25 protein-coding genes are annotated in these 26,929 nt (G+C 64.4%); 17 read left to right on the top strand and 8 right to left on the bottom strand.

What is annotated here, in order from left to right; genetic code table 11:
• Window positions 1-234 precede the first annotated feature (234 nt).
• A complete protein-coding gene (gene lpdA, locus LFL96_RS12425) occupies window positions 235-2,034 on the top strand; it encodes a dihydrolipoyl dehydrogenase (protein ID WP_280995541.1) in 1,800 nt (599 codons plus the stop codon).
• Between the two features lie 348 nt (window positions 2,035-2,382).
• Here the strand turns inward: lpdA and LFL96_RS12420 are convergent, their stop codons facing one another.
• The gene (locus tag LFL96_RS12420) at window positions 2,383-2,955 is read right to left on the bottom strand and encodes a phasin family protein (protein WP_280995540.1); all 573 of its coding nucleotides are present in this window, start codon (window positions 2,953-2,955) and stop codon (window positions 2,383-2,385) included.
• Between the two features lie 776 nt (window positions 2,956-3,731).
• On the opposite strand from LFL96_RS12420, the gene pbpG reads away from it, so the two are divergent.
• Window positions 3,732-4,916 (top strand): D-alanyl-D-alanine endopeptidase, encoded by a 1,185-nt coding sequence (pbpG, locus tag LFL96_RS12415; protein WP_280995539.1) that lies wholly within the window; start codon window positions 3,732-3,734, stop codon window positions 4,914-4,916.
• 165 nt (window positions 4,917-5,081) lie between these two features.
• Here pbpG and LFL96_RS12410 read toward each other — a convergent pair whose 3' ends face one another.
• Window positions 5,082-5,888: an IclR family transcriptional regulator gene (locus tag LFL96_RS12410; protein ID WP_280995538.1), complete on the bottom strand. Its 807-nt coding sequence runs from the start codon at window positions 5,886-5,888 to the stop codon at window positions 5,082-5,084.
• Window positions 5,889-6,068: 180 nt separating this feature from the next.
• Here LFL96_RS12410 and LFL96_RS12405 point away from each other — a divergent pair, with 180 nt between their 5' ends.
• Window positions 6,069-6,791: a (Fe-S)-binding protein gene (locus LFL96_RS12405; protein WP_280995537.1), complete on the top strand. Its 723-nt coding sequence runs from the start codon at window positions 6,069-6,071 to the stop codon at window positions 6,789-6,791.
• A gap of 159 nt (window positions 6,792-6,950) precedes the next feature.
• The gene (locus LFL96_RS12400) at window positions 6,951-8,366 is read left to right on the top strand and encodes a lactate utilization protein B (protein WP_280995536.1); all 1,416 of its coding nucleotides are present in this window, start codon (window positions 6,951-6,953) and stop codon (window positions 8,364-8,366) included.
• A 19-nt stretch (window positions 8,367-8,385) separates the two neighbouring features.
• On the opposite strand, the gene LFL96_RS12395 is transcribed toward LFL96_RS12400, so the two are convergent.
• A complete protein-coding gene (locus LFL96_RS12395) occupies window positions 8,386-8,937 on the bottom strand; it encodes a hypothetical protein (protein WP_280995535.1) in 552 nt (183 codons plus the stop codon).
• Window positions 8,938-9,214: 277 nt separating this feature from the next.
• Here LFL96_RS12395 and LFL96_RS12390 point away from each other — a divergent pair, with 277 nt between their 5' ends.
• The 10 genes from LFL96_RS12390 to iscX all read left to right on the top strand — a co-directional run bounded on the left by LFL96_RS12390 (window position 9,215) and on the right by iscX (window position 16,502).
• Window positions 9,215-9,454, top strand: coding sequence for a hypothetical protein (locus tag LFL96_RS12390; protein ID WP_280995534.1), 240 nt, complete (start codon window positions 9,215-9,217; stop codon window positions 9,452-9,454).
• A 148-nt stretch (window positions 9,455-9,602) separates the two neighbouring features.
• Window positions 9,603-10,100: a low molecular weight protein-tyrosine-phosphatase gene (locus tag LFL96_RS12385; RefSeq protein ID WP_280995533.1), complete on the top strand. Its 498-nt coding sequence runs from the start codon at window positions 9,603-9,605 to the stop codon at window positions 10,098-10,100.
• A 161-nt stretch (window positions 10,101-10,261) separates the two neighbouring features.
• Complete coding sequence (gene iscR, locus LFL96_RS12380) at window positions 10,262-10,792, top strand: Fe-S cluster assembly transcriptional regulator IscR (protein ID WP_280995532.1); 531 nt, start codon at window positions 10,262-10,264, stop codon at window positions 10,790-10,792.
• A gap of 102 nt (window positions 10,793-10,894) precedes the next feature.
• Window positions 10,895-12,118, top strand: coding sequence for an IscS subfamily cysteine desulfurase (locus LFL96_RS12375; protein ID WP_280995531.1), 1,224 nt, complete (start codon window positions 10,895-10,897; stop codon window positions 12,116-12,118).
• Between the two features lie 74 nt (window positions 12,119-12,192).
• The gene (gene iscU, locus LFL96_RS12370) at window positions 12,193-12,606 is read left to right on the top strand and encodes a Fe-S cluster assembly scaffold IscU (protein WP_280995530.1); all 414 of its coding nucleotides are present in this window, start codon (window positions 12,193-12,195) and stop codon (window positions 12,604-12,606) included.
• 64 nt (window positions 12,607-12,670) lie between these two features.
• On the top strand, window positions 12,671-12,994 hold the full coding sequence (iscA, locus tag LFL96_RS12365) for an iron-sulfur cluster assembly protein IscA (protein ID WP_280995529.1): 324 nt from the start codon (window positions 12,671-12,673) through the stop codon (window positions 12,992-12,994).
• A gap of 197 nt (window positions 12,995-13,191) precedes the next feature.
• Complete coding sequence (gene hscB / locus LFL96_RS12360; RefSeq protein ID WP_280995528.1) at window positions 13,192-13,719, top strand: Fe-S protein assembly co-chaperone HscB; 528 nt, start codon at window positions 13,192-13,194, stop codon at window positions 13,717-13,719.
• A gap of 168 nt (window positions 13,720-13,887) precedes the next feature.
• A complete protein-coding gene (gene hscA, locus LFL96_RS12355; protein WP_280995527.1) occupies window positions 13,888-15,759 on the top strand; it encodes a Fe-S protein assembly chaperone HscA in 1,872 nt (623 codons plus the stop codon).
• A gap of 188 nt (window positions 15,760-15,947) precedes the next feature.
• On the top strand, window positions 15,948-16,289 hold the full coding sequence (gene fdx / locus LFL96_RS12350; protein ID WP_280995526.1) for an ISC system 2Fe-2S type ferredoxin: 342 nt from the start codon (window positions 15,948-15,950) through the stop codon (window positions 16,287-16,289).
• A gap of 15 nt (window positions 16,290-16,304) precedes the next feature.
• Complete coding sequence (iscX, locus tag LFL96_RS12345) at window positions 16,305-16,502, top strand: Fe-S cluster assembly protein IscX (RefSeq protein WP_280995525.1); 198 nt, start codon at window positions 16,305-16,307, stop codon at window positions 16,500-16,502.
• A 181-nt stretch (window positions 16,503-16,683) separates the two neighbouring features.
• Here iscX and LFL96_RS12340 read toward each other — a convergent pair whose 3' ends face one another.
• From LFL96_RS12340 to LFL96_RS12320, 5 genes are all read right to left on the bottom strand, one after another.
• Entirely contained in the window at window positions 16,684-17,430 is a 747-nt protein-coding gene (locus LFL96_RS12340) for a glycine zipper 2TM domain-containing protein (RefSeq protein ID WP_280995524.1), read from the bottom strand.
• Window positions 17,431-17,766: 336 nt separating this feature from the next.
• Entirely contained in the window at window positions 17,767-19,323 is a 1,557-nt protein-coding gene (gene lysS / locus LFL96_RS12335; protein WP_280995523.1) for a lysine--tRNA ligase, read from the bottom strand.
• 186 nt (window positions 19,324-19,509) lie between these two features.
• A protein-coding gene (prfB, locus tag LFL96_RS12330; RefSeq protein WP_280995522.1) for a peptide chain release factor 2 occupies window positions 19,510-20,614 on the bottom strand; the annotation gives its coding sequence in 2 pieces (ribosomal slippage) (window positions 19,510-20,532 and window positions 20,534-20,614; 1,104 coding nt in all).
• 65 nt (window positions 20,615-20,679) lie between these two features.
• Window positions 20,680-22,386, bottom strand: coding sequence for a single-stranded-DNA-specific exonuclease RecJ (gene recJ / locus LFL96_RS12325; protein WP_280995521.1), 1,707 nt, complete (start codon window positions 22,384-22,386; stop codon window positions 20,680-20,682).
• A gap of 28 nt (window positions 22,387-22,414) precedes the next feature.
• On the bottom strand, window positions 22,415-23,608 hold the full coding sequence (locus tag LFL96_RS12320) for a regulator (RefSeq protein WP_280995520.1): 1,194 nt from the start codon (window positions 23,606-23,608) through the stop codon (window positions 22,415-22,417).
• A 215-nt stretch (window positions 23,609-23,823) separates the two neighbouring features.
• On the opposite strand from LFL96_RS12320, the gene LFL96_RS12315 reads away from it, so the two are divergent.
• From LFL96_RS12315 to LFL96_RS12305, 3 genes are all read left to right on the top strand, one after another.
• On the top strand, window positions 23,824-25,077 hold the full coding sequence (locus LFL96_RS12315) for a lipoprotein-releasing ABC transporter permease subunit (protein ID WP_280995519.1): 1,254 nt from the start codon (window positions 23,824-23,826) through the stop codon (window positions 25,075-25,077).
• Window positions 25,070-25,813 (top strand): lipoprotein-releasing ABC transporter ATP-binding protein LolD, encoded by a 744-nt coding sequence (gene lolD, locus LFL96_RS12310; RefSeq protein WP_280995518.1) that lies wholly within the window; start codon window positions 25,070-25,072, stop codon window positions 25,811-25,813. Before LFL96_RS12315 ends, lolD begins: the two co-directional genes overlap by 8 nt.
• A gap of 179 nt (window positions 25,814-25,992) precedes the next feature.
• Window positions 25,993-26,781 (top strand): TatD family hydrolase, encoded by a 789-nt coding sequence (locus LFL96_RS12305; protein WP_280995517.1) that lies wholly within the window; start codon window positions 25,993-25,995, stop codon window positions 26,779-26,781.
• Window positions 26,782-26,929: the final 148 nt, after the last annotated feature.

Here is a 26,929-nt window from a genome sequence, read left to right as displayed (position 1 = left end):
TATCTCGCGGCTCTCTGTAGAACCTGATTTGTTAGTGGTCTATTAGCGTCGCCCCTGTGCGGGGCGGCACCTACTTTTCTTTGTCTTCCAAAGAAAAGTAGGCAAAAGAAAGGCGCGTCCTTGGGCGGACGGCAAAGGATGATTCTGTCCGTCGCGCTGCCAGCTTTGGGGCTGCTTTTAGGCTGCTTTTTCAGGTTCTTTCTTCATCATCGATCAATACGAGAAGGGGACACCATGAGTCTCGTCGAAGTAAAAGTGCCGGATATCGGTGACTTCAAGGACGTCGATGTCATTGAAGTCAACATCAAACCGGGCGACGTCATCGAGAACGAACAAGCTCTCATGACCCTCGAGTCCGATAAGGCCTCCATCGAAGTGCCCAGCGACATCGCCGGCACTGTCAAGGAAGTTCGCGTCAAAGCCGGTGACAAAGTCTCGCAAGGTACCGTCATCGCGCTAGTCGAATCCGCCGCCGATGCACCGGCCGCTAAAGATGCCCCCAAGGCACCTGCCAGCGAACCGGTCAAGGCACCGGCTGAAGCGAAGCCGCAAGCGGCTGCTCCCGCCGCCGCGCCCAAGGCCGCCGCGTCCGCGCCGCAAGCAGGTAGCTTCTCCGGTAGCGCCGATATCGAATGCGACATGCTCGTGCTCGGTTCGGGCCCCGGCGGCTACTCCGCCGCGTTCCGCTCGGCCGACCTCGGCATGAAGACCGTGCTCGTCGAACGCTATTCGACGCTCGGCGGCGTGTGTCTGAACGTCGGCTGCATTCCGTCGAAGGCGCTGCTGCATACCGCGCTCGTCATCGACGAAGCCGAAGCGCTCGGCTCGCACGGCATCACGTTCGGCAAGCCGCAGATCGATCTCGACAAACTGCGTGACTTCAAGTCCAGCGTCGTCAAGAAGCTCACCGGCGGTCTCGCCGGCATGGCCAAGGCGCGTAAGGTCGAAGTCGTCACCGGTACGGGCTCGTTCGTCGATCCGAACCACATGGAAGTGCAGACCGAAGGCGGCAAGAAAGTCGTCAAGTTCAAGCAGGCCATCATCGCCGCAGGCTCGGAAGCGGTGAAGCTGCCGTTCATTCCGGAAGACCCGCGCGTGGTCGACTCGACCGGCGCGCTCGAACTGCGTCAGATCCCGCAACGCATGCTCGTGATCGGCGGCGGCATCATCGGCCTGGAAATGGCCACGGTGTACGCGACGCTCGGCGCGAAGATCGACGTCGTCGAAATGCTCGACGGTCTGATGGCCGGCGCGGATCGCGATCTGGTCAAGGTCTGGGAAAAGTACAACAGCAAGCGTTTCGCCAACGTCATGCTGAAGACCAAAACCACCGCGGCCGAAGCGAAGGACGACGGCATCTACGTGTCGTTCGAAGGCGAAAAGGCGCCGGCCGAAGCGCAACGCTACGACCTCGTGCTGGTCGCCGTCGGCCGTACGCCGAACGGCAAGAAGATCGGTGCGGATAAGGCCGGCGTCGCGGTGACCGAGCGTGGCTTCATCGACGTCGACAAGCAGATGCGCACCAACGTGCCGCACATCTTCGCGATCGGCGACATCGTCGGTCAGCCGATGCTCGCGCACAAGGCCGTGCACGAAGGCCACGTCGCCGCGGAAGTCGCGCATGGCGAGAAGGCTTACTTCGACGCGCTGCAGATTCCGTCGGTGGCGTACACCGATCCGGAAGTGGCGTGGGCCGGCAAGACGGAAGACCAGTTGAAGGCCGCCGGCATCAAGTTCGGCAAGGCGGTGTTCCCGTGGGCCGCATCGGGCCGCGCGATCGCCAACGGCCGCGACGAAGGCTTCACGAAGCTGCTGTTCGACGAGGAAACGCATCGCGTGATCGGCGGCGGGATCGTCGGTCTGAATGCGGGCGACCTGATCAGCGAAGTCTGTCTCGCGATCGAAATGGGTGCGGACGCAACGGATATCGGCAAGACGATCCATCCGCATCCGACGCTCGGCGAATCGATCGGCATGGCCGCCGAGTTGTACGAAGGCGTCTGTACCGACCTGCCGCCGCAGAAAAAGAAGTAAGAGCGCGCAACCTGCCTGCATGACGCAAGCAGGTTCGCGACTGCGCGAGCCAATAAAAAACGGCGCGCCCCGAAAAGGGCGCGCCGTTTTTCTTTCGAGCGCATATTCCGCAACCATCGAATTCGTGTGTCGGCCGAGAAATCCGGCCAAGCAAAACGCATCAGCGCGCGGATAAAAAAATCCCGGCGCTACGCCGGGCAAACGATACGCCATTCAACGTATCGGAGCGTCCGGCCTGTTCGCGCCGTTTGGGCGGCAACGGCGCGACGCTGTTGCTTGCGAAAACGCCGGCACCACCGTTAAGCGATGCCGGCGCATTGTGCTGCCGATCCTGCCTGCTGCTGAAACTTAGACAGCCTTCTTGGCCGAGCGCGATGCTTGCGCGGCGGCTTGCGAAGCAGCCTTCGAAGCAGCCGTTGCTGCCGCGTTGAAGTTGCTTTCGGCGATTTCGACGGCTTGCTTGGTTGCCTTGTGAACCGTTTCGTACGTCGTGTTCGCGGCGGTGATTGCCGACTTGATCACGGCGACGGCGGTTTCCGAACCAGCCGGTGCGTTCTTCGCCACGTTTTCGACGAGCGACTGCACCTTGCGATTCTGTTCTTCGAACTGCGCTTCAGCGACGCGGGTGAATTCACCTTGCGTTGCCGAGACGATTTCATATACGTGACGGCCGTACGACAGCGCCTTTTCGGCGACCGGTTGCGCGAGGCTCGCTTGCAGGGCCAGCAGTTCCTGCGCGTCCTTCACGGACAGTGCGCGTTGGGCATTTTCCTGGCTTTCCGCGATCGTCGACTTCACGACTTGCAGGTTCAGCTCAACCAGCTTTTCGACGCCTTCGAATGCCTTGGTCGTCAGGCCGAACAGCGTTTCAAAGTTGGCTTTCTGGGCTGCAGCGAATTGCTCAGGGGTCAGCAGAGTCATGGTTTACGCTCCTGGGTTGCGGTCTGTCTGTGCGGACCGCTTTGGGTAAGTGGCGAGACGCCTTGAAGCTCGTCCCCCCGGACCGCGATGTATGGTGCATCGCAGCAATGGTTCCTATTTTAGGATGACTGCGATGAATGTCAAGCGCTTTTTGTGCGTCGCACAATATTAAGAAATTGCTGATAAAACAATACGTTATGCACTCGGCATGACGCGCGTATGACGCAAGTCGAATTAACCGGCGCACCGTGCTGGTGCGCGGAAAATCCGCATTTGTTACCGATATCATGAGATGTTTTGACCGCGCGCCGACGCGAATGCTGCGAGGCGGTAATACCCGGCATATCAAAAAATGGCGCCCGATCCATTCGATGTAAACCGGAAACTGTCATGGAACGTTAATGCGCTATGCGAGTCGAATGCGCGTCGGCGGTTTCCAGCAGGCGTTTAACAACGCCGCGTCGAGCCCCGGCGACGTCTCATGGCACGGGCGATGCGTGGCCCATCCGTGCTCTGACCGTATTTCCCCTGATCAAGGTTGTCTCGATTTTGCCGTTATGCTGAAAGAATCATCTCGATTCGGGCGTGTGACGGCAACGACGAGGCGATGAGCGGTCGCGATCGATTTTTTCGATCGACCGGCGGCACTTATTTGTGTTTTTGCGATCGGAGCTTACAAGCCGGTTTAAGGAGCGCGTATAAGTGCTTCAAATTGCTAATTTTTCGTTGTTTTACTACACTTGCGGAAACCTCTCGCCGCTCCCTACCGAACACCCATGAAAACCGACATGTTTTCGTCGCTAAAAGTGATCCACGGCGCGGCCCGCAGCACCGCTCTGTCGGTGGCCGCCTCCATGGTCATCGCGGCGGCGTTCGCCACGCCCGTGAGCGCTTTTGCCGCCACGCCCGCAGCACCTGCAAAAACCACCAAACACGCAAAAGCCGGCAAGAAGCCCGCTGCCGCGACCGCCAAGGTCGCGAGCAAGTCGGCCAAGGCCAGCAAGGGCGCGGCCGTCAAAGCCGTGGCCGCCGCTGACGACGCGCCGCGCGCCGGCGTCAAACGCAAGCGCGTGACGTATACGATGAACGGCCGCCGCCACACGGTGGTGCGCCGCGTCGCGTACGAACCGCGTCAGCCGACCGTCGGCCAGGCATTCGGCCTGCACGAAACGCCGGACGCGCTGATGCTGCGTTCGAGCGTCGCGTACGTGATCGATCAGAACTCGGGCGAATCGCTGTTCGACAAGAACTCGCGCGCCGTGGTGCCGATCGCGTCGATCACCAAGCTGATGACCTCGATGGTCGTGCTCGATTCGAAAGAGCCGATGACCGATCAGATCGAAGTCACCGACGAAGACCGCGATTACGAGAAGAACACGGGCTCGCGTCTGTCGGTGGGCTCGGTGCTGTCGCGTGAAGACATGCTGCACATCGCGCTGATGGCGTCGGAAAACCGTGCCGCGGCCGCGCTGTCGCGCTATTTCCCGGGCGGCCGTCCGGCCTTCCTCGCGGCGATGAACGCGAAGGCGAAGCAACTCGGCATGACCGACACGCACTTCGAGAACCCGACGGGTTTGACGAGCCAGAACGTGTCGAGCGCGCGCGATCTCGTGAAGATGGTCAACGCGGCGTACCAGTATCCGCTGATCCGCAAGTTCTCGACGGATCACAGCTACGAGGTGTACACCGGCAAGCGCTCGCTGGCATACAACAGCACGAATGCGCTGGTGCGTAATCCGACGTGGGACATCGGTCTGCAGAAGACCGGCTTCATCAACGAAGCGGGCGAGTGCCTGGTGATGCAGGCGACCATTCATGGCCGTCCGATGATCATGGTGCTGCTCGACTCGTCGGGTAAGTATTCGCGGTTCGCGGATGCGACGCGTCTGCGCACGTGGCTGGACAACGGTGGCGATCAGGCGCGTATCACCAGCGCGGATGCCGGCGGCGCGGGGACCTGATAGGGTCGACGGAGGCCGGGTTTCCTGATCCGGCCGCGCCATTGAAAAAGCCTCGCGACATGCATATGTCGCGAGGCTTTTTGTTTTGGCGGTTGCGGCTTGCCGGACGGCGGCACGACCGGACGGGCAAGGACTCGATCGAGTTCGACTAAAGCCCCATGCCGTTCACGCGTGATGGTTATGCGAATGATCCTGCGTCAACTGCGGGCGATAGCCGAGCGACGTCGAAATCATCAGCGCGGTCTGGCTCAACTGCCCGAGCCACGAATCCTGCAGGCGGTCCGCCGGTGCCGACAGCGACAGACCCGCGACCAGCTTGCCGGTGTCGTCGTAAATGCCGGCGGCGATGCAGCGCACACCGAGTTCCAGTTCCTCGTTGTCGCGCGCACAGGCTTGCGCACGCACGATCGACAGTTCGCGCTCCAGCTTCGTGAGATCGGTAATGCTGTTCTGCGTGTGACCCGACAGGCCGGTGCGCGTCGCGTAGGCCCGCACGCGGGTGGATTCGTCGGCGGCGAGAAAGAGTTTGCCCACCGAGGTCAGATGCAGCGGCGCCCGTCCGCCGATCGCCCGCACCACCTGCATGCCCGAGCGTTCCGAATACGCACGTTCGATGTAGACGATCTCATCGCCCTGACGCACCGACAGATTGACCGTTTGCCCGGTCTGGCGATGCAGTTCGCGCATCGGCGTGAGCGCCGCGTCGCGCACCGACAGACGCGCCTTCACCAGATTGCCGAGTTCGAGCAGCCGCATGCCGAGGCGGTACGTGCCTGGGTCCGAGCGGTCGACCAGCCGGCACATCACCATGTCGTTCAGGATGCGGTGCGCGGTGGACGGATGGAGTTCCGTGCGGATAGCGAGTTCTTTCAGGCTGACCGGGTCGCTATGCGCGGCGAGGGCGTCGAGCAAGCGCATCATACGTTCGATCACCTGGATCGAAGTTTTGGGATCCGGGTTCGTGTCGCTCATGGGAAGAAATCAGTTGACGCGTCAAACAGCGGAAACTGATTGTATCTCGTATGGTGAAAAAAGCGAACGCGGTTGGAAAACCTATTCCAATTTTATGCGCAACTCGTCCGATGGCTTCTAGCCGTTGGTATTGTGCGCAAAACGTCGGATAATCAGGGACGTTTTTCCGGAGGAGGGCTCATGCGAGTCGGATTGTTCGTCACCTGTCTGATCGACCTGATGCGGCCCGAAATCGGTTTTTCGGCGATCAAGCTGATCGAAAACGCCGGCTACGAAGTGATCGTGCCGCCCGCGCAAACCTGCTGCGGCCAACCGGCTTACAACCCGGGCGACCGGCGTCTCGCGCGCGATCTGGCTGAGAAAACGCTGCGCGAATTCGAGCAGTTCGATTACGTGGTCGTCCCCTCCGGGTCCTGTGGCGGCATGATCCGCGCGCATTACGGCGATCTTTTCGGCGACGATCCGGAAATGATGAATCGCTTCGGCCGGCTGCGGGCCAAGGTGTTCGAGCTCACCGATTTCCTCGTCAACGTCGCGAAAGTCGAGCTGAAGCCGGGCGAATTCGCCGGCGAGGTCACCTATCACGATTCCTGTTCCGGTCTGCGTGAACTTGGCGTCAAGGCCCAGCCGCGCGCCTTGCTCAAACAGGTCGGCGTGGCCGTCACCGAGATGAAGGACTGCGAGCATTGCTGCGGCTTCGGCGGCACGTTCGCGGTCAAGTACGGCAATATTTCCACCGCGATCGTCGACGAAAAATGCGCGAACATCGGCGCGAGCGGCGCCGGTACCGTGGTGCTCGGCGACCTCGGCTGCATGCTCAATATAGAAGGGCGCCTGCGGCGCACCGGCGACTCAACCACGCGCGTGCTGCATATCGCGCAGGTATTGGCGGGCGACGTTTGAGCGACGCGAGCGCGGCCGGTTGTGAACGGCTCGAAGTGGCAGCTCAAGGCCGTCCGGCCGCTCAGTTCGCGGCCATCGCCTGGTTGTTGAATTCCCACGTACTTTGACCCCGCCCGCTTCGCCGCGCGCGAGTCCTATCCGATTACGCACAAGGCCGCCATGCAAGTCCAATCGATGCAATTCAAGGCGCGCGCGGGCCAGAAGCTGGCCGATCAGCGTCTGCAGCAGAATCTGACCAAACTGTCGACCAAGTTCGTGTCGGCGCGCGCCTCGGCGATGAACGCGATCGACTTTCCGGCCACGCGCGCCGCGCTCAAGGAGCGCCGCAACCGCGCGCTGGATAACCTCGACGTGTGGCTCGAAGCGTTCGAGCGCGAGGCGAGCCGGCGCGGCGTCACCGTGCTGTTCGCGGAAACGACGCAGGAGGCGGCGAGGCTCGTCGGCGACATCGCGCGCCGGCACGACGTGAAGAAAGTGATCAAGACCAAGTCGATGGTCACGGAGGAAATGCGTCTGAACGAGGTGCTCGGTCAGATGGGCGTGCAGTCGATCGAAACCGACCTCGGCGAATACATCCTGCAGATCAACGGCGGCGAACCGCCGAGCCACATCATCGCGCCGGTGGTCCACAAGGATAAGGACGAGATCGCCGATCTGTTCGCGCAAACCCATGGCCGGCCGCGTCTGACGGAAATCACCGACATGACGCGGGAAGCGCGCGAAGTGTTGCGCCCGCATTTCATGACCGCCGACATGGGCGTGACCGGCGGCAACTTCCTCGTGGCGGAAACGGGTTCGGTCGTGCTGGTCACGAACGAGGGCAACGAAGGCATGTGCACGGTGATGCCGCGCGTGCACGTCGCCGTCACGGGCATCGAAAAAGTTCTGCCGACGCTGGAGGACCTGGCGACGGCGATGCGTCTGTTGCCGCGTTCCGCGACCGGTCAGGCCACGTCGAACTATTTTTCCGTGCTGACCGGGCCGCGTGGCGAAGGCGATCAGGACGGGCCCGAGCACATGTACGTGGTGCTGGTGGATGGCGGGCGAACCGGGCTGATCGGTGGCGATTTTCAGGAGATGCTGCGCTGTATCCGCTGCGGCGCCTGCATGAACCACTGTCCGGTTTATCAGAAGGTCGGCGGTCATGCGTATGGCTGGGTGTATCCCGGTCCGATGGGCTCGGTGCTCACGCCGAGTTATGTCGGCATCGACAAGGCGCTCGATCTGCCGCAGGCGGCGACCTTATGCGGCGAATGCAACAGCGTGTGTCCGGTGGGTATTCCGTTGTCCGACCTCCTGCGCAAGTTGCGCGAGAAGCAGGTGGAGCGGCGGCTGCGTCCGTGGAAGGAGCGGGCGGGGCTGGCCGTGTGGGGATTTCTCGCCTTGCATCCCGACCTTTATGCGCTGTTCACCAAGCTGACCGTTCGCGTGCTGGAGCGGATGGGTGGACGCAACCGGTCGATCGCGAAGCTGCCGCTGGACGGCGCGGGCTGGACCGATACGCGCGATATGCCGGCGCCGGTGGGGCGTACGTTCAGGGAGTTGTACGCCGCGCAGCGCAGTCATATCGGGTGAGTGGGGGCGGTGACGCTATCTAGTGATTCGTCATGTCCGACGGATCGCGACCGGCTGGTCTGCCGACTCCGGCGGGTCTTGCACCATTTCCGTAACCGCGGCCGCCACCGTTGCCCGCCTGCTGAGGCGGCGGCGAAGGCGGGGGTCCGCCAGCGCCCGGCCGGGGCGCGCCTGAACCACTCGGTCCACCGGGACCGCCCGCGGCTCCCCGAGGGGGCGGTCCACCTGCGCCGCCGGGTCCGCCACCGTTCGGCTGACCATGCCAGCCGCCACCCGGTCCACGATTGCCGTTATTCGGCCCATCCCCTCTGTATCCCGGATAGCCCGGCCCCGGCCCGTAATAGCGGCCCGGTCCGTCGTAGTAACGCGGGCCCGAGTAGCCGCCATAGCCGAGATACACATTGGTTTGCGGCGCGACCGGGGCGCCCGGCGCGTAGCCGTCGTAACCATAATTGCCGTCGTAGCTGCCGCCATAACCGTTGCCGTACATCGGCGTTCCGTCCGGATAAACCGCGCAGCCGCCGAGCAAAGCGACGAGCGCGAGACCAGCGATGGGAGTGACGAGTTTCATGTGAACGTCCGGCGGAAGGTTTTCATGTTTGTAAGACAGCCATTATCGCCCGGCGTCGCAACAGCTTTGTATGTGTTTGTAAGGACGTCTCTCTTCTGCGGCATATCAGGTCATCCACCACCCGCGCGACATTTCGCGCACTGTTCCATCTGAAGCAACGCTGTATCTCGTCCCGATGGGTTTTTCCCGATTGTGAATTTCTATAGGATTTCGACTGGGCATAGTGGGTCACAAGCTCCGGCGCCCTAATCAGAAAGAATTGCGGAAGAAACCCATCATGAAAAAGACAATATTGGTGTACTGGCCGCTTGCCGTCGTCGTCACGCTTGCAGCGGCAGCGTATTTGCATATTTGCGGCGATGTCGCGTCGCGCGCATCGCAGGCGCCGCTCGCGGCGGATCAGCTGACCGCCGAACTGGCGCGCGCCGTCTCGTACGGCATGATCGACGACGCGTCGGCGTTGCCCGCGAAGCCGCTGCGTGCCGTCGTGACGATGCCGTCGGCGCAGGCGTCGTAAGCGCGACGGGCAGGCAGGCAAGCCCCTGAGCCGCCTCCGGCGAGATTTTCGCCAGCTTTGTATAATCGCGGCACCGTTCGCCGGCCACCCGGCAGCCCGCCGTTCCACGTCGTACCAACCGCGCCCGCAAGCGCCTGAAAAGCCGCCGATGAAAACCGTGTCCATCTGCTTCGTCTGCCTCGGGAACATCTGTCGTTCGCCGACCGCGGAAGGCGTGATGCGCCACCTGGTCGCGCAGGCAAAGCTGGCGGACCGCATCCTGATCGACTCGGCCGGCACGGGCGATTGGCACATCGGCGCGACGCCCGACGAGCGCGCGCAACAGGCCGCCGCAAATCGTGGCTACGACCTGACCGCATTGCGCGGCCGCCAGATCGCCGCCGAGGATTTCGAGCGTTTCGACCTGCTGATCGCGATGGACGACAAGAACGTCGCCGCGCTTCGGCAGATCAGCCCGCCCGCGCAGCGCGACAAGATCCGTCTGCTGATGGAGTTTGTCCCCGAGACGGATGCGCGGTGGGGCGGCGCGCGCGAGGTCGTCGATCCGTACTTCGGCGGCGCGGAGGGCTTCGAGCAGGTGCTGGATCAATGCGAGACGGCGTGCCGCGCGCTTATCGCGACGTTGCGTCCCCAGTTGCTCGACTAAGGCGAGCCGTCGCGAGCAGGCCGCGCGACCCCGCCCGACAAGGCGCCGCGCCATTTTCAGCAATTAAGCAAATGACCCAAATCACGATAGGGATACTTGACTAAATCGCTCATGTATTTATACTTGACAAAACTTGTCGAGAATTGCGGTCCCCACACCATATGAGACTCACCACGAAAGGCCGTTTCGCCGTCACGGCGATGATTGACCTGGCGCTGCGCCAGGAGCAGGGCCCGGTGACGCTTGCGGGTATCAGCCAGCGCCAACATATCTCCCTGTCCTACCTCGAGCAGCTGTTTGGCAAGCTGCGTCGTCATGAAATCGTCGAGTCCGTACGCGGGCCGGGCGGCGGCTACAATCTGGCCCGCCGCGCCGAAGACGTGACCGTGGCGGACATCATCATCGCGGTCGACGAGCCGCTCGACGCCACCCAGTGCGGCGGCAAGGGCTCGTGCGAGGGCACCAAGCAGCACGACGGCCACTGCATGACGCATGAATTGTGGTCGACGCTGAACCAGAAGATGGTCGAGTACCTGGATTCGGTCTCGCTCAAGGATCTGGTCGATCAGCAGCGTTCGCGCGAAGGCGCGCCGGCGGTGCTGCGCGACCGGCGCAACGAAGCGCCCGCGGCGGAACCCGTCCGCGTCGCGCCGAAAGGGCCCAACTCAGTTTTCAACATGGCCGGTTCGTAGCGCGGCGCCGTGCCGTATCACGAAGATGACGCGCCACGAAGCGCAGCCGCCACGCAGAACGAACCCAAGAAGCCAGAGCACATGACGTCCCCGGAGCAATTGATGAACAACGACTCTCTCCATCTGCCCATCTACATGGATTACAGCGCGACGACGCCGATCGATCCGCGCGTGGTGGACAAGATGATTCCTTACCTGCGCGAGCAGTTCGGCAATCCCGCATCGCGCAGCCACTCGTATGGCTGGGACGCGGAGCGTGCGGTCGAGGAAGCGCGTGAGAACGTCGCCGCGCTGGTGAACGCCGATCCGCGCGAAATCATCTGGACGTCGGGCGCGACGGAGTCGGACAACCTGGCCATCAAGGGCGCCGCGCACTTCTACAAGAGCAAGGGCAAGCACATCATCACGGTGAAGACCGAGCACAAGGCCGTGCTGGATACCTGCCGCGAACTCGAACGTGAAGGTTTCGAGCTCACGTATCTGGATGTGAAGGACGACGGTTTGATCGACCTCGACGCGTTCAAGGCGGCGATCCGCCCGGACACGATTCTGGTGTCGGTCATGTCGGTGAACAATGAAATCGGCGTGATTCAGGACGTCGAGGCGATCGGCGAAATCACCCGCGAAAAGGGCATCATTTTTCACGTCGACGCGGCCCAGGCCACCGGCAAGATCGCGATCGACCTGCAGAAGTTGAAGGTCGACCTGATGTCGTTCTCCGCACACAAGACTTACGGTCCGAAGGGCATCGGCGCGTTGTACGTGCGTCGCAAGCCGCGTATCCGCATCGAGGCGCAGATGCACGGCGGCGGTCACGAGCGCGGCATGCGTTCGGGCACGCTGGCCACGCACCAGATCGTCGGCATGGGCGAGGCGTTCCGCATCGCGCGCGAGGAAATGGCCACGGAAAACGAACGCATCCGCATGCTGCGCGACCGTCTGCTGCGCGGCCTGTCGGAAATGGAAGAAACCTACGTGAACGGCGACATGGAAAAGCGTGTGCCGCACAACCTGAACATCAGCTTCAATTTCGTCGAAGGCGAGTCGCTGATCATGGCGGTCAAGGACGTCGCGGTGTCGTCGGGTTCGGCGTGCACGTCGGCTTCGCTGGAGCCGTCGTACGTGCTGCGCGCGCTGGGTCGCAACGACGAGCTGGCGCACAGCTCGATCCGCTTCACGGTGGGCCGCTTCACGACGGAGCAGGACGTCGACTACGTGATCAACCTGCTGAAGACCAAGATTTCCAAGCTGCGCGATTTGTCGCCGCTGTGGGAAATGCACAAGGACGGGATCGATATTTCGACGATCCAGTGGGCCGCGCACTGACGCGCCATCGGCTGGAAAACGTCGGCTTTATCGAATTGCAAATTGCAGGTTGAAACGGATCAAGGAGTGTAATCATGGCTTATAGCGAAAAGGTGCTGGACCATTACGAAAACCCGCGCAACGTCGGTTCGTTCGCGAAAGACGACGACGCGGTCGGCACCGGCATGGTTGGCGCGCCGGCCTGCGGCGACGTGATGAAGCTGCAGATTCGCGTGGGTGCGGACGGCATCATCGAAGACGCGAAGTTCAAGACCTACGGCTGCGGTTCGGCGATCGCGTCGAGCTCGCTCGTCACCGAATGGGTGAAGGGCAAGACGCTCGACGAAGCGATGTCGATCAAGAACACCCAGATCGCCGAGGAACTGGCGTTGCCGCCGGTGAAGATCCACTGCTCAATCCTCGCGGAAGACGCGATCAAGGCAGCGGTCGCCGACTACAAGCAGCGTCACGGCGAAGCGGCGGTCGCGGGCGACCAGCAACACGCCTAATGGCCGACCGGCGCGGGCGCAGTCCAGCTGTCCGCGCCGACGATGTGAATCGAAGAGAAAAGCGATGGCAATTACGTTGACCGACAAAGCAGCACAGCACGTCCAGAAGTATCTGACCCGGCGCGGTAAGGGCGTCGGTTTGCGCGTGGGCGTGCGCACCACCGGTTGCTCGGGGCTCGCCTACAAGCTCGAGTACGTGGATGAGCTCGCGCCTGAAGACGCCGTGTTCGAATGCAACGGCGTGAAAGTCGTTGTCGATCCGAAGAGCCTCGCTTATATCGACGGCACGGAACTCGACTTCGCGCGCGAAGGGTTGAACGAAGGCTTCAAGTTCAACAACCCGAACGTGAAGGACGAATGCGGTTGCGGCGAGTCGTTCCGGGTGTAAATCCGGGCATTGCCGCGTGCAGCGGACTAAAGGCGGCGCGTGCCGCCTTTTTAGTTTGCCTGGCGGCTGCTGTGTCGCAAGCGCGGCGTTGTTATGTTCGGCGTGCCCGGTTTTCGAGCGCAGTCGTACGGCTCCTTCGAACCGCTTTTTATAGACCGCGCCGCGGTGCGCTTTCCTGAACGGATTCCCTCTACCTGATGGCCTCGCTGAACGACAGCCACTTCGCCCTGTTCGATCTTCCGGCGCGCTTCGCGCTCGACGCGAACGCACTCGATCACGCGTACCGCACCGTGCAGGCGCAGGTGCATCCGGACCGCTTCGCCGCGGCCGGCGACGCGCAGAAGCGCATCGCGATGCAATGGGCGACGCGCACGAACGAGGCGTATCAGACGCTGCGCGATCCGCTGAAGCGCGCCACGTATCTGCTGTCGTTGCGCGGCGTCGATGTCGGCGCTGAGAACAACACGGCGATGGAGCCGGCGTTCCTGATGCAGCAGATGGAATGGCGCGAGGGGATCGAGGACGCGGCCGCGGCGAGGAACGTCGACGCGCTCGACGCGTTGCTCACCGAGCTGCGCGACGAGGAACGCGTACGTTTCACGAAGCTCGGCGCGCTGCTCGACAGCGGCGCGGACCAGGCGGCGGGCGAGGCGGTGCGGCAGTTGATGTTCATCGAGCGGGTGGCGTCGGAAATCGGCACGCAGATCGAGCGGCTCGACAACTAGCCGCCGGCGCGCGCGCCGGCATCGCATGGCCGCGCAGTCGCAGCGTCGTTCGGTCGTTCAGTCGTTCAGTCGTTTAGCCGCGGCAACACATGCGGCACCACGCGCGGCACCACATTCAGTAACGCGAAAAAATTCAGGACGGGGCGAAACGGCCCCGAGAAGATCCAGATGGCCCTACTGCAAATCTCCGAACCCGGCATGGCGCCGGCGCCCCATCAGCGGCGTCTCGCGGTCGGCATCGACCTCGGCACCACCAACTCCCTCGTCGCCGCGGTGCGCAGCGGCGTGCCCGACGTGCTGCCCGACGAGGACGGCCATGCGCTGCTGCCGTCGGTGGTGCGCTATCTGGCCAGGGGCGGCCGCCGGATCGGCCGCGCCGCGAAAGCCGAGGCGGCGAGCGATCCGCGCAACACGATCGTCTCCGTCAAGCGCTTCATGGGCCGCGGCAAGGCGGAAGTGGAGGGCGCCGAAAACGCGCCCTACGATTTCGTCGATGCGCCCGGCATGGTGCAGATCCGTACCATCGACGGCGTGAAAAGCCCGGTCGAAGTGTCGGCGGAAATTCTCGCGACGCTGCGTCAGCGCGCCGAGGACACGCTCGGCGACGAGCTGGTCGGGGCGGTCATCACGGTGCCCGCGTACTTCGACGAAGCGCAGCGCCAGGCGACCAAGGACGCCGCGCGGCTCGCCGGTCTGAACGTGCTGCGTCTGCTGAACGAGCCGACCGCGGCCGCGATCGCGTATGGCCTCGACAACGGCTCGGAAGGCCTGTTCGCCGTGTACGACCTCGGCGGCGGCACCTTCGACCTGTCCATTCTCAAGCTCACCAAGGGCGTGTTCGAAGTGCTGGCGGCCGGCGGCGATTCCGCGCTCGGCGGCGATGATTTCGATCACGCGCTGTACCGCCACGTGCTGGAGCAGGCGGGCATCGCGCCGCAAACGCTCGCGCCCGAAGACGTGCGGCTGCTGCTGGACAGCGTACGCGAGGCCAAGGAGGCGCTGTCGAGCGCGTCCTATGCAACCCTCGCGGTCACGCTCGCGAGCGGCGCACGCATCGATCTGACGATCGACGAAGCCACCTTCGAGTCGATCACCCAGGCGCTCGTGCAACGCACGTTCGGCCCGACGAAAAAGGCGCTGCGCGACGCCCGGGTCACGACCAAAGAGATCAACGGCGTGGTGCTGGTCGGCGGCGCGACGCGCATGCCGGTGATCCGCCGCGCGGTCGAGTCGTTTTTCGGCCAGCCGCCGCTCGTCAATCTCGACCCGGATCAGGTGGTCGCGCTCGGCGCGGCGATCCAGGCCGATCTGCTGGCCGGCAACCGCGGTGAGGACGGCGACGAGTGGCTGCTGCTCGACGTGATTCCGCTGTCGCTCGGCGTCGAGACGATGGGCGGGCTGACCGAGAAGATCATTCCGCGCAACTCGACGATTCCGGTCGCGCGCGCGCAGGACTTCACCACCTTCAAGGACGGCCAGACGGCGATGGCGATCCACGTCGTGCAAGGCGAGCGCGAGCTCGTCAGCGACTGCCGTTCGCTCGCGCGTTTCGAGCTGCGCGGCATTCCGCCGATGGCGGCCGGCGCGGCGCGCATCCGCGTCACGTATCAGGTCGACGCCGATGGTCTGCTGTCCGTGTTCGCGCGCGAGCAGGGTTCGGGCGTGGAAGCGTCGGTGGTGGTCAAGCCGTCGTACGGTCTCGCCGATGACGACATCGCCCGCATGCTCGAAGACAGTTTCTCGACCGCCGAAGTCGACATGCGCGCACGTGCGTTGCGCGAGGCGCAGGTCGAGGCGCGCCGCCTCGTCGAGGCGACGGACGCCGCGCTCGCCGCCGACGCCGAATTGCTCGACGAAGCCGAGCGCGCCGAACTCGACACGCTGCTGAACGCGCTGCGCGATCTGCAGCAAAGCGATGACGCCGACGCGATCGAAGCCGCCACGAAAACGCTCGCCGAAGGCACCGACGAATTCGCGGCCCGCCGCATGAACAAGGGCATTCGCCGCGCGCTCGCGGGCCGCAAGCTCGACGAGATCTGAGCGGGGCGCCGGGCGCCCAGGGCCGGCACGGATCGGTCCGCCGGCGTTCCACGCGTCGTAACACGCGTCGTTCATCACTCGTCGAAAACCGATGCGCGTCGCGCGGACTTAAAAACCCCGCGCGACGCCAGTAAAATGGCACGGAGCCTGTCGGCCGCCGCCGTGCCGCAGAACCAAACGGAAAATGTATGCCTCAAATCGTTGTGCTGCCTCACGTCGAACTGTGCCCGGAAGGCGCGGTGATCGATGCCGAGCCCGGCAAGAGCATCTGTGACAGCCTGCTCGAACACGGCATTGAAATCGAGCACGCGTGCGAGAAGTCCTGTGCGTGCACGACCTGCCACGTGATCGTGCGTGAGGGTTTCGCCGCCTTGACGCCGTCCGGGGAAGACGAGGACGATCTGCTGGACAAGGCGTGGGGGCTCGAACCGGCCTCGCGTCTGTCGTGCCAGGCGATGGTGCCGGCCGAGCAGGATCTGGTCGTCGAGATCCCGCGCTACACGATCAATCACGCGAAGGAAAACCACTAACAGGAGGTTGCAGCCATGAAGTGGACCGATACGCAAGACATCGCGATGGCCCTGACTGACAAGCACCAGGACATCGATCCGCAGCAGGTGCGCTTCACCGACCTGCACCGCTGGATAACCGAGCTGGAAGGTTTCGACGACGACCCCGAGCGGTCGAACGAAAAGATCCTCGAGGCGATTCAGGCTGCATGGATCGAAGACGCGGATTATTGATCGTGGTTCGTGGTCATGGCGTTCGCGCCACTGGCGGCAGCGAAGCGATGTGAACGATGTGGCGCGGCAACCGTGTCACGCCGTACCGCCGGCCAGCCGCCGCCAAAAATGCAAAAGGCGATTCCATCCGGAATCGCCTTTTTTATCGCCCGCGAAAAAGCGGGGCAGAGATGCCGGGCGCCTAGCCCGCGACGAGCGTGCCGTTCTCGATCCGCACGCGTTCGCCTTGCTGGAACGGCGGCGCTTCGTGGTAAGTGAAATAGCGCGTCTTGCCGCTTTCCATGTGCACGCGCACCGAGTAAGCCGTGGTGCTGCGGATGTGCTTCTCGACCGAGTTGCCGGCCAGGCCGCCGCCGAGCGCGCCGAGCACCGTCATTGCCGCACGGCCGCCGCCGGCGCCGAACTGGTTACCGACCAGACCGCCCGCCACCGCACCGCCGACCGCGCCGATCCCGGTGCCGTGACCTTCCTGACGCACGGCGGAAATCCCCACGACCGTACCGCATGTCGAGCAGTAAGCCGGTTGGGCCGGCGCTTGCTGCGCGTATTGCGGCGCGGGTTGAGCTTGCGCCTGGGCTTGCTGTTGTTGAGCGTATTGCTGCTGTTGCGCGGCCGACATCGTTGCCTGTTGCTGCTGTGCCGCTTGCTGCTGCGTGGCTTCGGTCTGAGCCTGCTGCTGGGCAGCCTGCTGGGCGCTCGCCGAATTCGGCGTGGGGCTGGCAGGCGCGGCCGAATCGACGACGTTCGGCTGCGCCGTCACCTGCGCGCTCTGCGTCTGATCGTTTTGCGCGCCGCTGCTCGACGCTTTCGGAAATACGCCCGTCACCGCCGCGGTGGCGACCAGACTGGCGATGATGACGGCGCCCGCCGCGGTCGCGACGAGCGGGTGAATACGGCGTGATTGCGTGGTTGGGTTCGGGTTGTCCATATTGGCCTCCGTCTCAAGCAGAGTCGACTGTTATTGAGACTCAGTGTCGGGCAAATCGATTCCGTCAGGGTTTCAATTTGTAACCAACTGGCAGCAATCTTCGTACCCAAAAGACGTCGAAGCCGGGCGCGACCGGCGCGGCGCCTTGATTGTTCAGCGTCCGCAGGATTTGCGCGAAAGAGCGGCGGGGCGGGCGTTATGCAGCTTTTACCGATCGTTACAACAAAGCGCGGCGCGTCGCGCCGGCCAGCCATCCTCTCCGGGAGCGACGGGAAAAAAAATGCCCGGCATCGAGCCGGGCATCGTGTCTAGCGCAAAACCGCGCGCGCGATCGGATCAGTCTTCGCGGCGCAGATGCGGGAACAGGATCACGTCGCGGATGCTCGGGCTGTCGGTCAGCATCATCACCAGACGGTCGATGCCGATCCCGCAGCCGCCCGCCGGCGGCATCCCGTATTCGAGCGCGCGGATGTAGTCGGCGTCGTAGAACATCGCTTCTTCGTCGCCGGCATCTTTCTGGTCGACCTGCTTCTTGAAGCGGGCCGCCTGGTCTTCGGGGTCGTTCAGTTCCGAGAAGCCGTTGGCGATTTCGCGGCCGGTGATGAACAGCTCGAAACGCTCGGTGATGCCCGGCGCCGAATCCGACGCGCGCGCGAGCGGCGACACTTCGACCGGGTAGTCGATGATGTACGTCGGCTCCCATAATTGCGACTCGGCGGTTTCCTCGAACAGCGCGAGTTGCAGCGAGCCCACGCCGGCGTTCAGGAACTGCGGCTGCGACGCGTCCACGCCGAACTTCTTCAGCTCGGTGCGCAGGAACGCGCCGTCGGCCAGTTGCTCGTTCGTGTATTGCGGCGCGTACTTCTGGATCGCCTGGGTGATCGTCAGACGGTGGAACGGCTTGGCCAGATCCAGTTCGCGACCCTGATAGGTGATCGTGGCGGTGCCGAGCGAATCGATCGCCGCCTGGCGGATCAGTTGCTCGACGAAGTCCATCAGCCACTTGTAGTCGGTGTAGGCCGCGTAGAACTCGATCATCGTGAATTCCGGGTTGTGGCGGACCGACACGCCCTCGTTGCGGAAGTTACGGTTGATCTCGAACACGCGCTCGAAGCCGCCGACCACGAGGCGCTTCAGGTACAGCTCCGGCGCGATGCGCAGGAACATCTGCATGTCCAGCGCGTTGTGGTGCGTGGTGAACGGCTTGGCCGCCGCGCCGCCCGGGATCGGGTGCAGCATCGGCGTTTCGACTTCCATGAAGTCGGCGTCGGCCATGAACTTGCGGATCGACGAAATCGCCTTGGTGCGCGCGACGAAAGTCTTGCGCGTTTCCGGCGTGACGATCAGGTCGACGTAGCGCTGGCGGTACTTCATTTCCTGGTCGGCGAGGCCGTGGAACTTGTCCGGCAGCGGACGCAGCGACTTGGACAGCAGACGCAGTTCGGTACAGCGCACCGACAGCTCGCCCTTGTTGGTGCGGAACAGCACGCCGCGCGCCGCGACGATGTCGCCCATGTCCCACTTCTTGAATGCGTCGTAGGTTTCCTGACCGACGTCGGCGGGCGTGATGAAGAACTGGATCTGACCCGAACCGTCGCGCACGGTCGCGAAGCTGGCCTTGCCCATCACGCGCTTGAGCATCATGCGGCCGGCGAGGGCGACGTCGAGCGGATTCGCTTCGAGCGCTTCCTTGTCGGTGTCGGCGAACTGCGTTTGCAGATCGGCCGCGTGATGCGTGGGACGGAAGTCGTTCGGATAGGCGACGCCATGCTCGCGCAGCTCGCGCAGCTTCTCGCGGCGCTCGGTCATGATCTTGTTGTCGTCCACCTCGGGGGCGGTGGTCGGCTGGGCCGCATTAGGCTGAGCCGCGTTCGGCTGGGTCGGTTCGGTCATGGTGATGTGGTGTTCGGTAGCCCGCGGGGACGACCCCGGTGCGGGTGGCCAGTCGGTGTAAAAACCTCAGGCGGTGAAAAACAGGCGGCGCGGCCGTGAAAAACACGCCGCGCCGATGGTGCTCCGCAACGTTCGTCGCACCCGATTCTGCCCGCGCCGAGCCCGGGGCCCAGGCGCGCGCCGCGCTTAAACGCCCTGTTTCAGGCTGGCGCTGATGAACGGATCGAGGTCGCCGTCGAGCACGCTCTTGGTATTGCTGATTTCGACGTTCGTGCGCAAATCCTTGATACGGCTGTTGTCCAGCACGTACGAACGGATTTGATGACCCCAGCCCACGTCGGTTTTGCCGGCTTCGAGCTTGTCCTGTTCTTCCTGACGCTTGCGGATTTCCGCTTCGTACAGACGCGATTTCAGCATGGCCATCGCTTCGGCGCGGTTACGGTGCTGCGAACGGTCGTTCTGGCACTGCACGACGATGCCCGACGGCATGTGCGTGATCCGCACCGCGGAGTCGGTCTTGTTGATGTGCTGACCGCCCGCGCCGGACGCGCGGTACGTGTCGATGCGCAGATCGGCCGGGTTGATGTCCACTTCGATCGAATCGTCGATTTCCGGGTACACGAACACCGACGAGAACGACGTATGACGGCCGCCCGACGAGTCGAACGGCGACTTGCGCACCAGCCGGTGCACGCCCGTTTCGGTGCGCAGGAAGCCGTACGCGTATTCGCCTTCGATCTTGATCGTGGCGTTCTTGATGCCCGCGACGTCGCCGTCGGTCTGTTCCAGCACCTCGGTCTTGAAGCCCTTGCGTTCGCAGTAGCGCAGGTACTGGCGCAGCAGCATGGACGCCCAGTCGCACGCCTCGGTGCCGCCGGCGCCGGCCTGGATGTCGAGAAACGCGTTGTTCGGATCCGCCGGGTTCGCGAACATGCGGCGGAATTCCATGTCGGCGACGCGCGATTCGAGGCCTTGCGCGTCGCTCTCGCAGGCGATCAGCGTGTCGTCGTCGTTTTCCTCACGGGCCATTTCCAGCAGATCCAGCGCGTCGCGCAGATCGTCGTGCAGTGCCGTGAGCTTGCCGACCGTGTCGTCGAGCAGTTTCTTTTCCCGGCCGAGGGCCTGGGCGTGTTTCGAGTCGTTCCAGACGTTCGGGTCTTCGAGTTCCCGGTTGACTTCGATTAGACGCAGTGCTTTGTCGTCGTAGTCAAAGATACCCCCGTAGGTCGGCCGCGCGCGTGCGCAGGTCCACCAGAGAGGCTTCGATCGCGTTGAGACGTTCCGCTTCCATGTCGATCTTTTATAGCTTCGTAAAAAGGGGAAATTATAGCCGATCGAGGCTGCGCGCCCGGCGTTCTAGCTCGCTGCGTGCTCGACGATCAACTGCACGCGCGACACCCCGTTCCACGTATCGCTCGCGAGCCGGTAGGCGACCGTGGTGCGCGCGGGCAGCGTGTCGGTGTGGTTGAACCAGATCGCGTTGAAACGCTGGCGGCCGCGGATCAATTGCAGCTTCAGGTGCTTGTCCTTCACCAGCGCCTGCGACGCGACCTCGAATTCGCCGGAAAACACCGGCGCCGGGAAGCCCTGGCCCCACACGGCCGCGTCGAGCATTTCGACGAACTGCGGCGTGAAATACGCGTCCTCCAGTTCGCCGTCGGTTTCGACGGTGCGCGACAGCGCTTCGGCGGATAGCCATTCGCGGCCCACCGCCTCGAACGCGGCCGTGAAGCGCGGCACGTCGGCGGCGGCGAGCGTCAGGCCGGCGGCCATCGCATGGCCGCCGAATTTGACGATCAGGCCGGGGTCGCGCTTCGAGATCAGATCGAGCGCGTCGCGTAGATGGAACCCCGCGATCGAGCGGCCCGAGCCCTTGACGGTCGCGCCGCTGTCGTCGGCCAGCGCGAAGGTGAACGAGGGCCGGTGGAATTTCTCCTTCAGACGTCCGGCGACGATGCCGATCACGCCCTGATGCCAGCTCGGGTTGAACAGCGTGATGGTGGTCGCGCCGGCCGGGTCGATCGTCGACAGATCGTCGAGCGCCTGTTGCTGCATGCCGGCTTCGATCTCGCGGCGCTCGCGGTTCATCGTGTCCAGTTGCTGCGCGAGTTCCCATGCGCGGCCGATGTCGTCGGTGGTCAGGCATTCGATCCCGAGCGACATGTCGGACAGCCGGCCCGCCGCGTTCAGCCGCGGACCGAGCGCGAAGCCGAGATCGAAGCCGGACGCGCTGCGGGCCTCGCGCGCGGCGGCGCGAAACAGCGCGGCGATGCCCGGCTGCATCTTGCCCTTGCGGATGCGCTGCAGGCCTTGCGCGACCAGCACGCGGTTGTTGCCGTCGAGCTTGACGACATCGGCGACCGTGCCGAGCGCGACGAGATCGAGCAGGCCGTCCAGGCGCGGTTCCGGAAAGTCGTCGCCGAACGCGCCGCGGCGGCGCAATTCCGCGCGCAACGCGAGCAGCACATAAAACATCACGCCGACCCCGGCGATGCACTTGCTCGGAAACGTGCAGCCGGGCTGGTTCGGATTGACGATCGCGCGGGCCGCCGGCAGTTCGTCGCCCGGCAGGTGGTGGTCCGTGACGAGCACGTCGATGCCGAGCGCATTGGCGGCTTCCACGCCGTCGACGCTGGCGATGCCGTTGTCGACCGTGATCAGCAGGTCCGGCTTGCCCGCCGCGCCGCGCGCGGCCAGCGCGACGATCTCCGGCGTGAGGCCGTAGCCGTATTCGAAGCGGTTCGGCACCAGGTAATCGATCTGGCCGCCGAACATGCGCAGGCCGCGCACCGCGACCGCGCAGGCGGTGGCGCCGTCGCAGTCGTAGTCGGCGACCACCAGCATGCGGCGGTTCTGCTGGATCGCGTCGGCGAGCAGCGCGGCGGCGTCCTCGCAGCCCTTGAGACCGGCGGGCGGCACGAGCCGCGCGAGGCCGGTTTCGATTTCATCGGGCAGGCATACGCCGCGCGCCGCGTAGAGCCGCGCGAGCACCGGATGCAGGCCGTGGCGGGTGAGCACTTCGGCGTCGACGGGAGAGCACGCGCGGGTAACGATTCGAGTCATTCGGAAAGGCCGTGAATCTTGCAATCAATCATTCGATGAACAGCGACGCGAGCACTCGCCGCCGCCAGAATTTGCGCAGATCGCCGCGCGTGATGTCGAGGGTGACCGAGCCGGTGTCGCCGCATAGCGTGAGGCCGAGTTCGGCGAGTTCGCCGCTTTGCAGCGCGGCGAGCGCGGGTGCGAACCAGTCGGTTTGCAGCGCGGCGAACGCGTCGTTCCAGCGCGCCCAGTCCTGCTCGATGTAGGGGGCGGAGAACGGATCGAGTTCGATCAGGGTGAGGTCGGTTGCGCTGTTGCCGTTGCGCGGGGAGGGCGCTGAGGTTGACGAGGCGCGGGTTGCGGCCGTTCCGCCGGCGCTCGCCGGTGGGTCCGCCGCTGGCGCGCCGGCCACAGCCATGCGCCGCAGCGCGTCGAACGAAGCCGGCGGCGCGCCGGTCGCGACGCCCGCCGTGATCGCAAGGCCACGCGTGGCCGCCGCGTCCGACAGCACTGTGGCGAACGGACTGCGCACGGCCTGCGCCGCGCCTTGCGCATGAAACCAGATCGAGTTGACGGCCGGCAGTCCGCGCGCTTCGCGGGCCTCGTTGACCGGATGCTCGAACCACGCCATCTGCACTTCGTTCTGCAGCTTCATCCACGCGCGCGAACGTTCGCCGGAATGCGCCTCGTGCGGCAGCCAGATTTCGATGTTGCGGCCGCTCGCGCGCAAGGGCGACGCGCCGGCAAGCGTGCCGAAACCCTCGCCGGACAGATACCAGCGCGTCGGCCGCGGCGCCTCGATGCGCACGCCGAGTTCCTCGATCAGCGGCCGCGCGACGGCCAGCAGCGCGCCGGCTTCGTCGTCGGAGAGTTCGAGCGAGGCCGGGTCGATCAGCACCAGATGATCATGCGCGATGCGCACGTGCACCGGCTGCACGCAGGCCCACGTCGCGGCGCCGGGTTCGCCGCCGTCGGCGCGCAGCATGTACGGCGCGAGCGGCGCTTCGTCGGCGGCGGAGCTGCCGCCCGGCAACGCGCCGAACTGGCGCGCGACCCAGCGCTCGTGCGGCAGCGTGCGCTGGAAGTCCTCGCCGATCACGCGTTCCACCAGGGTGGCGCGGGCGATCAGCCGGTCGAGGGCGGGACTCTGGATGCCGTGGAGTGCGGTGGAGGCGTCCGCCGCGGCGGGCAGCGCGAAGGGCAGGAGCAGGTGGAGACGGTTGGCGTGCATGATGCTGCGCATTGTATGGCAAACTTCGCGCTTGATCGGGGGTGACGACCGTCACGGCGAGGCCGTAACGACATCGGCAGCGATACCGGCGGCGGACTCGCGGCTGGACTGGCGGCGGAACCATCGGCATCGCCGCGACACCAACGATCACGACGCTCGGGCCGCACGACAGGCGCTTCACGCCTTCGTGCGCGGCACATAGCCGAAGAACGCAGAAAAGGATTCGCTTGAAATTTCCCTACGAATGGCAGATTGGCTGGCGCTACACCCGCGCCGGCAAACGCACGACCGGTAACGGCTTCATTTCCTTCATCGCGCTGGTGTCGATGTCCGGCATCGCGCTCGGCGTCGCCGCGCTGATCGTCGTGCTGTCGGTGATGAACGGGTTCCAGAAGGAAGTGCGCGACCGCATGCTGTCGGTGCTCGCGCACGTCGAGATTTTTTCGCCGACCGGCTCGATGCCCAACTGGCAGCTCACCGCCCAGGAAGCCCGCCAGAACAAGGAAGTGATCGGCGCGGCGCCGTATGTCGAGGCGCAGGCGCTGCTCACGCGTCAGGACGCGGTCAGCGGCGTGGCGCTGCGCGGCGTCGAACCGTCGCTCGAACCGCAGGTGTCCGACATCGGTAAGGAAATGAAAGGCGGCAGTCTGAACGCGCTGGTGCCGGGTGACTTCGGCATCGTGCTCGGCGCGGATCTCGCTACCAATCTCGGCGTGCAGGTCAACGACAAGATCACCCTGGTCGCGCCCGAAGGCACCATCACGCCGGCCGGCATGTTGCCGCGGCTCAAGCAGTTCACGGTGGTGGGCATCTTCGAGTCGGGCCATTACGAATACGACAGCACGCTCGCGCTGATCAACATCAAGGACGCGCAGGCGCTGTTCCGGCTGCCCGCGCCCACCGGCGTGCGGCTGCGCCTGACCGACATGCAGCGCGCGCCCGAGGTCGCGCATCAGCTCGCGCGCACCTTGTCCGGCGACCTCTACATCCGCGACTGGACCCAGCAGAACAAGACGTGGTTCTCGGCGGTGCAGATCGAGAAACGCATGATGTTCATCATCCTCACGCTGATCATCGCGGTGGCGGCGTTCAACCTGGTGTCGTCGCTGGTGATGACGGTGACCAACAAGCAGGCGGATATCGCGATTCTGCGCACGCTCGGCGCGCAGCCCGGCTCGATCATGAAGATCTTCGTGGTGCAGGGCGTGACGATCGGCTTCGTCGGCACCGCGACCGGCGTCGCGCTCGGCTGCCTGATCGCGTGGAGCATTCCGTGGCTCGTGCCGATGATCGAGCATCTGATCGGCGTGCAATTCCTGCCGCCGTCCATCTACTTCATCAACGAATTGCCGTCCGAGCTGATTCCCGCCGACGTCGCGCGGATCGGCGTGATCGCATTCCTGATGTCGGCGCTGGCCACGCTGTACCCGAGCTGGCGCGGGGCGAAAGTCCGGCCCGCGGAGGCGCTGCGCTATGAATGACCGTTCCGCGACTTTACCCATGACCCCTCAGGACAGCGCGCCGTATCCGTACGTGCTCGAAGCAAGCGGCATTTCCAAATCGTTCGTGCAGGGCGGTTTGAACGTGCAGGTACTCAACAACACGCAACTCACCGTGCGGCGCGGCGAGAAGCTGGCGATCGTCGGCGCGTCGGGCTCGGGCAAGAGCACGCTGCTGCACGTGCTCGGCGGTCTGGACGATCCGAGCGCCGGCCATGTGTCGGTGATGGGCAAGCCGTTCACGCAACTCTCCGAGCGCGAGCGCAACGATCTGCGCAATCGCGCATTGGGTTTCGTCTATCAGTTCCACCATCTGCTGCCGGAATTCACCGCGCTCGACAACGTCGCGATGCCGCTGCGGATTCGCCGCGTGACGACCGAGGTGGCGCGGCGCGAAGCGCTCGCGGTGCTGGAGCAGGTCGGCATGGGGCATCGCGCGAAGCATCGGCCGGGCGAGTTGTCGGGCGGCGAGCGTCAGCGCGTCGCGATTGCGCGCGCGCTGGTCACGAAGCCGGCCTGCGTGCTCGCCGATGAACCGACCGGCAACCTCGACGGCGGCACCGCCGATACCGTCTTCAACCTGATGCTCGAACTGTCGCGCACGATGGAAACCAGCTTCGTGATCGTCACGCACGATCCGGAACTGGCCGCGCGTTGCGATCGCATCATGCGGCTGCGCGAAGGCGTGCTGCATGAAGAGGTTCATCCGGCGGCTTGAGGGGCGAGCGATCCCGGCGGCTAAGCGGTTGAACAGCCAAGCAGTCGAACGGCTAAGCGGTCGAACGGCTAAGCGGTCGAACGGCTAAGCCGCCTGGCGATTGAGCGGCCCGCGCGCGGCGGCGGGTGAGCGGTTTGCTTCTTCACGCCACGCTATCTGCAGGTAGGACACGTTACGCGATGTGGATCGACACCCACTGCCATCTCGATGCCGCCGAATTCGACGCCGACCGCGATGCGGTCGCCGCCGCCGCACGGCGCGCGGGCGTCGGGCGGATCGTGATTCCGGCGATCGGCCGCGACAATTTCGCGACGGTGCGCGAGTTGGCGCATCGTGTGGCCGGCGGCGCGTACGCGCTCGGTATTCATCCGCTGTTCACCCCCGCCGCGCAGGACAGCGATCTCGACCTGCTGCGCATGGAGATCGAGGCGAGTCTCGACGATCCGCTTTTCGTCGGCATCGGCGAAATCGGGCTCGATTATTTCGTCGATGGTCTCGACGATGCGCGTCAACAATTCTTCTACAACGGCCAGTTGCAGCTCGCGCGCGAATTCGATCTGCCGGTGATCTGCCACGTGCGCAAATCGCAGGACCAGGTGATCAAGGGGCTGCGGCGGCATCAGATTCATCGCGGCATCGCGCACGCGTTCAACGGCAGTTTCCAGCAGGCTCAGGCCTATCTCGACCAGGGGCTGCATCTCGGCTTCGGCGGCAATCTCACCTTCGAGCGCGCGCGGCAGATTCGCCGTCTCGCCGAGCAATTGCCGTTCGATGCGCTGGTCGTCGAAACCGACGCGCCGGACATCGCGCCGTCGTGGATCTATAAACAGCGCAACTCGCCGGACCAGATTCCGGCCATCGGCGCCGGCCTCGCGCAACTGCGCGGCATCGATGCCGACGCAGCCGCCCTAGGCACAACGGCTAACGCGCTCGCGGCGCTGCCGCGGCTGGCACTTTCCTCTGCATAATCGCTCGCTTGTTCGGCTTGTTCGGCTTGTTCGGCTTGTTCGGCTTGTTCGGCCGATTGGGCCGGTTCGTCCGGGTCGTAGCGTTCACGCCGGGCGCACGATCGCGTCCGGCGGGTTGGCTTGCGCCGGTGCGCAGACGCGTCGCGCG

It is taken from the genome of Paraburkholderia sp. D15 (assembly GCF_029910215.1).
Lineage (GTDB): Bacteria > Pseudomonadota > Gammaproteobacteria > Burkholderiales > Burkholderiaceae > Paraburkholderia.
Note: the sequence above shows the minus strand (reverse complement) of the source record. Positions and strands in the feature narration are given on the sequence as shown.

Excerpts from the sequence above, each read along its gene's own strand:
- pbpG (WP_280995539.1), top strand. The coding sequence starts at position 3,732 with ATGAAAACCGACATGTTTTCGTCGCTAAAAGTGATCCACGGCGCGGCC.
- lpdA (WP_280995541.1), top strand. The coding sequence starts at position 235 with ATGAGTCTCGTCGAAGTAAAAGTGCCGGATATCGGTGACTTCAAGGAC.
- iscX (WP_280995525.1), top strand. The coding sequence starts at position 16,305 with ATGAAGTGGACCGATACGCAAGACATCGCGATGGCCCTGACTGACAAG.
- LFL96_RS12375 (WP_280995531.1), top strand. The coding sequence starts at position 10,895 with ATGAACAACGACTCTCTCCATCTGCCCATCTACATGGATTACAGCGCG.
- LFL96_RS12340 (WP_280995524.1), bottom strand. The coding sequence starts at position 17,430 with ATGGACAACCCGAACCCAACCACGCAATCACGCCGTATTCACCCGCTC.
- LFL96_RS12420 (WP_280995540.1), bottom strand. The coding sequence starts at position 2,955 with ATGACTCTGCTGACCCCTGAGCAATTCGCTGCAGCCCAGAAAGCCAAC.
- fdx (WP_280995526.1), top strand. The coding sequence starts at position 15,948 with ATGCCTCAAATCGTTGTGCTGCCTCACGTCGAACTGTGCCCGGAAGGC.
- LFL96_RS12320 (WP_280995520.1), bottom strand. The coding sequence starts at position 23,608 with ATGCGCAGCATCATGCACGCCAACCGTCTCCACCTGCTCCTGCCCTTC.
- LFL96_RS12390 (WP_280995534.1), top strand. The coding sequence starts at position 9,215 with ATGAAAAAGACAATATTGGTGTACTGGCCGCTTGCCGTCGTCGTCACG.
- LFL96_RS12405 (WP_280995537.1), top strand. The coding sequence starts at position 6,069 with ATGCGAGTCGGATTGTTCGTCACCTGTCTGATCGACCTGATGCGGCCC.
- LFL96_RS12305 (WP_280995517.1), top strand. The coding sequence starts at position 25,993 with ATGTGGATCGACACCCACTGCCATCTCGATGCCGCCGAATTCGACGCC.
- hscB (WP_280995528.1), top strand. The coding sequence starts at position 13,192 with ATGGCCTCGCTGAACGACAGCCACTTCGCCCTGTTCGATCTTCCGGCG.
- LFL96_RS12395 (WP_280995535.1), bottom strand. The coding sequence starts at position 8,937 with ATGAAACTCGTCACTCCCATCGCTGGTCTCGCGCTCGTCGCTTTGCTC.
- hscA (WP_280995527.1), top strand. The coding sequence starts at position 13,888 with ATGGCCCTACTGCAAATCTCCGAACCCGGCATGGCGCCGGCGCCCCAT.
- LFL96_RS12385 (WP_280995533.1), top strand. The coding sequence starts at position 9,603 with ATGAAAACCGTGTCCATCTGCTTCGTCTGCCTCGGGAACATCTGTCGT.
- iscR (WP_280995532.1), top strand. The coding sequence starts at position 10,262 with ATGAGACTCACCACGAAAGGCCGTTTCGCCGTCACGGCGATGATTGAC.
- iscU (WP_280995530.1), top strand. The coding sequence starts at position 12,193 with ATGGCTTATAGCGAAAAGGTGCTGGACCATTACGAAAACCCGCGCAAC.
- iscA (WP_280995529.1), top strand. The coding sequence starts at position 12,671 with ATGGCAATTACGTTGACCGACAAAGCAGCACAGCACGTCCAGAAGTAT.
- LFL96_RS12410 (WP_280995538.1), bottom strand. The coding sequence starts at position 5,888 with ATGAGCGACACGAACCCGGATCCCAAAACTTCGATCCAGGTGATCGAA.
- lolD (WP_280995518.1), top strand. The coding sequence starts at position 25,070 with ATGAATGACCGTTCCGCGACTTTACCCATGACCCCTCAGGACAGCGCG.
- recJ (WP_280995521.1), bottom strand. The coding sequence starts at position 22,386 with ATGACTCGAATCGTTACCCGCGCGTGCTCTCCCGTCGACGCCGAAGTG.
- lysS (WP_280995523.1), bottom strand. The coding sequence starts at position 19,323 with ATGACCGAACCGACCCAGCCGAACGCGGCTCAGCCTAATGCGGCCCAG.
- LFL96_RS12400 (WP_280995536.1), top strand. The coding sequence starts at position 6,951 with ATGCAAGTCCAATCGATGCAATTCAAGGCGCGCGCGGGCCAGAAGCTG.